At 53.6% G+C, this 3,357-nt stretch carries 3 protein-coding genes, 3 tRNA genes and 2 rRNA genes; 4 read left to right on the top strand and 4 right to left on the bottom strand.

Annotated features, from left to right (window positions below):
* Nucleotides 1-155 precede the first annotated feature (155 nt).
* Both rrf (VFDL14_RS11595) and VFDL14_RS11600 read left to right on the top strand, forming a co-directional pair.
* A 5S ribosomal RNA gene (gene rrf, locus VFDL14_RS11595) occupies nucleotides 156-271 on the top strand.
* A gap of 12 nt (nucleotides 272-283) precedes the next feature.
* Nucleotides 284-359: transfer RNA gene (locus VFDL14_RS11600), tRNA-Thr, on the top strand.
* Here VFDL14_RS11600 and VFDL14_RS24840 read toward each other — a convergent pair.
* A complete protein-coding gene (locus VFDL14_RS24840; RefSeq protein ID WP_160168792.1) occupies nucleotides 338-481 on the bottom strand; it encodes a hypothetical protein in 144 nt (47 codons plus the stop codon). The two genes, VFDL14_RS11600 and VFDL14_RS24840, sit on opposite strands and share 22 nt — an antisense overlap.
* Here VFDL14_RS24840 and rrf (VFDL14_RS11605) point away from each other — a divergent pair.
* Both rrf (VFDL14_RS11605) and VFDL14_RS11610 read left to right on the top strand, forming a co-directional pair.
* Nucleotides 470-585, top strand: a 5S ribosomal RNA gene (gene rrf / locus VFDL14_RS11605). The genes VFDL14_RS24840 and rrf (VFDL14_RS11605) overlap by 12 nt on opposite strands.
* A 92-nt stretch (nucleotides 586-677) precedes the next feature.
* Nucleotides 678-754: transfer RNA gene (locus VFDL14_RS11610), tRNA-Asp, on the top strand.
* A gap of 392 nt (nucleotides 755-1,146) precedes the next feature.
* Here the strand turns inward: VFDL14_RS11610 and VFDL14_RS11615 are convergent.
* From VFDL14_RS11615 to VFDL14_RS11620, 3 genes are all read right to left on the bottom strand, one after another.
* Nucleotides 1,147-2,394, bottom strand: coding sequence for a DUF1835 domain-containing protein (locus VFDL14_RS11615; RefSeq protein WP_032551262.1), 1,248 nt, complete (start codon nucleotides 2,392-2,394; stop codon nucleotides 1,147-1,149).
* 273 nt (nucleotides 2,395-2,667) lie between these two features.
* Nucleotides 2,668-2,835 (bottom strand): hypothetical protein, encoded by a 168-nt coding sequence (locus VFDL14_RS24835; RefSeq protein ID WP_200870294.1) that lies wholly within the window; start codon nucleotides 2,833-2,835, stop codon nucleotides 2,668-2,670.
* 332 nt (nucleotides 2,836-3,167) lie between these two features.
* Nucleotides 3,168-3,240 (bottom strand) — tRNA-Thr (locus tag VFDL14_RS11620).
* Nucleotides 3,241-3,357: the final 117 nt, after the last annotated feature.

Genomic DNA, 3,357 nt, shown 5'->3' with positions numbered 1-3,357 from the left:
ACCCAAGGGGTTTTGATGGACTCAAAACTGTTGCTTCCGCTTTAAAGGGGGGGGGGGGGGGGGGGGGGGGGGGGGGGGGGGGGGGGGGGGGGGGGGGGGGGGGGGGGGGGGGGGGGGGGGGGGGGGGGGGGGGGGGGGGGGGGGGGGGGGGGGGGGGGGGGGGGGGGGGGGGTGTGGACCCACCTGATTCCATGCCGAACTCAGAAGTGAAACGCAATAGCGTCGATGGTAGTGTGGGGCTTCCCCATGTGAGAGTAGAACATCGCCAGGCTCCAAATTTTGTGCTGGTATGGCTCAGTTGGTAGAGCGCACCCTTGGTAAGGGTGAGGTCCCCAGTTCAAATCTGGGTACTAGCACCATTTATTTTGTTGATTTGATACTTCAGGGGGGGGGGGGGGGGGGGGGGGGGGGGGGGGGGGGGGGGGGGGGGGGGGGGGGGGGGGGGGGGGGGGGGGTAATAAAGAATTTGCTTGGCGACCATAGCGTTGTGGACCCACCTGATTCCATGCCGAACTCAGAAGTGAAACGCAATAGCGTCGATGGTAGTGTGGGGCTTCCCCATGTGAGAGTAGGACATCGTCAGGCTCAAATTGCTTTAAGCTGAATAGAGTGGGGCTTCCCCATGTGAGAGTAGGACATCGTCAGGCTCAAATTGCTTTAAGCTGAATAGACACTGCGGAGTGGTAGTTCAGTTGGTTAGAATACCGGCCTGTCACGCCGGGGGTCGCGGGTTCGAGTCCCGTCCACTCCGCCACTTATCAGAAAGCCTAGTCTTACGACTAGGCTTTCGTCGTTTCTGAGGTATGTATTTTGGTCTTCGATCTGTGCGTTGTGGTCGTCTATGGTCTCAGTTGATCCGTTATCGTCAATAAGCCTACTCTTTGTTCGTAAGCCTCTGTCCAATCATCGATAAACTATGTTTGTTTCTTCATTAGCCGTTTGCTACTTCACGTCCGGTACCTTAGAGGCCTATCAGAGAGGGTTTAATCGTATCTAGCAAAGATTTTATGGAATAAGCTATCCTAGATACACTTTTTGATTATCTTCATTAGAGGCTTGCAGAGGAGCCAGAAGAGAGAAGATTTGGATATAAAGTGAGTGTGGAGTAAATCTAAGCTCTCCACACGATAAGACGCTTATGTGCATCTAGTTATAATGGGATATCGTCGCTAAGTCCTGATGATCCCAGATCCAAAAGTTGTTAGGAGTGAGGTGAATTCCGCCAACCCATTTGTCTGCAACTTTACCAGTTCTATTGTGGCTAGACTTGGAGAGGGAGATGCGGTTTTTATACCAATCTTTGCTCTCTGATCTTTGGGCTTGCAAGATGGGCTCAGGGCCCTCAGTTAACGGTTTAATGAGAGCCCAATACATTAGGTCTCCTAAATATACTAAAGGCTCTAGCTTCATATAGCGTTTAAAGAGTTCATTGAATTCTAGGCCCTCTTCTTCATTTTTTAAGATATCTATAGTCAGGCGTTCCACTAACCCATACTTTGAGTCTATGTGGGGGAGTTCCTGTAAGTGTCTAAATATTACTGCTCTAATATTAGGGAAAAGGCCTTGGTCTACTTTGTGGTAGTGCTCGACTAGCTTTAAAGGGCTCTTTGAACAGAAAGCCGGCCATAACTTTGTTGCTACCGTTATATGCTCTACAGATACTTTTTTTCTACTATTCCAGAGTGCACGTAGTGCTTCAGGAGGTAGTTGACCTAAACCGATGAACCTTTCTCTACCAGGGAAGGTACTCACCTCGATAATCTCTACTTTAGTAATATTTTGGTATGAAAGTAGATACAAAGATCTAATCAACATCAATTGATCGTAGTTGTCGTGTTCAACCCATAAAACAATACGTTGATAGTCATTATCTAAGAGCTTACTCGTCGCTTGCTTCGCTTCAGACTTTATTTGCTCAAGCGACTTTTCTACCTCTTTCATCTCAGACAGAAGTCGATCAGATACATATTCTGCTCTGATCTCTGAAAGCGTCTTTTCATCCAGAATTAAAGGGCCGATACATAACGGTTCTATGTATGGGAGGAAGTCTCCACTGAATCCTGCTTGCTCTAATGTTTGCTGTATATCATGACCGCAACGTACATGTAGGGTTTGTAAGTCATTGTCTAGAGCGGGTAGAGGAGCGCCATCTGAACTTTTATTCCTGTCCAGGCTATCAATATGTGATAACAACTTACTCCAGCTACTTACCCCTAGCTCTCGTGCTAATGCTAAGTGTACGTCTGCCAACTTAACGCTATCAGCAGATAGGAGAGGCTGAGGATGTAGAGCGAGTAACCAACGTAAGTCTTCGACAGAGCCCGACCTGATTCGTTTTAGTCGAGATTTCGCGTGTTTTTTTAGGTATGTCAGGTTGAGAGAAAAAGCATTCATATATTCACCATCTCGTAACTTCTGCACTCGCTGATCAGAAGAGAAGGTAAATCAAATTGTAGTTTCCCAAGAGGGAGAAGTTTGATGGCCTTGAGTTTAACTCTTTCCGCGAGTAGGAAGCGCAGGTAACGCTTTAACCAATATATACGAAGGCAGTAGATAACGAAAGTAACAGGCTGAGTTTGTGGGATATTTAATACTATGGATAGTGCGACAGGTTAGGCTACTCGGTAACTGAACGGTGAAATTGCTATTGGCATAAAGCAGGGGGCGTTAGATACGAAAAAAGCCAAGCCTTTGGGGGGGGGGGGGGGGGGGGGGGGGGGGGGGGGGGGGGGGGGGGGGGGGGGGGGGGGGGGGGGGGGGGGGGGGGGGGGGGGGGGGGGGGGGGGGGGGGGGGGGGGGGGGGGGGGACGGATTAACAGTCCGCCGTTCTACCAACTGAACTAAGGGGGAATTATTTAAGAAGATAAATCTTCGGGGGGGGGGGGGGGGGGGGGGGGGGGGGGGGGGGGCTCCCCCTGCGGGACTCGAACCTGCGACATGGGGGGGGGGGGGGGGGGGGGGGGGGGGGGGGGGGGGGGGGGGGGGGGGGGGGGGGGGGGGGGGGGGGGGGGGGGGGGGGGGGGGGGGGGGGGGGGGGGGGGGGGGGGGGGGACTGATTACAAGTCAGTTGCTCTACCTACTGAGCTAAGTCGGCACAGGGGGGGGGGGGGGGGGGGGGGGGGGGGGGGGGGGGGGGGGGGGGGGGGGGGGGGGGGGGGGGGGGGGGGTGCCGACTACCGGAATCGAACTGGTGACCTACTGATTACAAGTCAGTTGCTCTACCTACTGAGCTAAGTCGGCACACTAAATTTCTTTGTGCTTTTGTGCTTTTTAATTCTAGAGGGGCTCCCCCTGCGGGACTCGAACCTGCGACATGGGGGGGGGGGGGGGGGGGGGGGGGGGGGGGGGGGGGGGGGG

It is taken from the genome of Vibrio fortis (assembly GCF_000695685.1).
Classification (GTDB): domain Bacteria; phylum Pseudomonadota; class Gammaproteobacteria; order Enterobacterales; family Vibrionaceae; genus Vibrio; species Vibrio fortis_A.
Note: the sequence above shows the minus strand (reverse complement) of the source record. Positions and strands in the feature narration are given on the sequence as shown.